Source organism: Neobacillus sp. Soil_C_43, from assembly GCF_057656715.1.
In genome coordinates, this window is sequence record NZ_JBDGJV010000063.1 from 1 (window position 1) to 252 (window position 252).

Sequence of the window (252 nt, forward strand, 5' to 3'; positions counted from 1 at the left end):
GGAAGTAGCTCAGCTTGGTAGAGCACTTGGTTTGGGACCAAGGGGTCGCAGGTTCGAATCCTGTCTTCCCGACCATTCATATTTTGGGGCCTTAGCTCAGCTGGGAGAGCGCCTGCTTTGCACGCAGGAGGTCAGCGGTTCGATCCCGCTAGGCTCCACTTTAATTATATAACTGATTTGGCGGTGTAGCTCAGCTGGCTAGAGCGTACGGTTCATACCCGTAAGGTCGGGGGTTCGATCCCCTCCGCCGCT

At 56.0% G+C, this 252-nt stretch carries 2 tRNA genes; both read left to right on the forward strand.

Features of this window, described 5'->3' with window-relative positions:
* The first annotated feature begins 85 nt into the window (after nt 1-85).
* Nucleotides 86-158 (forward strand) — tRNA-Ala (locus AC3A54_RS25620).
* 21 nt (nt 159-179) lie between these two features.
* Nucleotides 180-252: transfer RNA gene (locus AC3A54_RS25625), tRNA-Met, on the forward strand.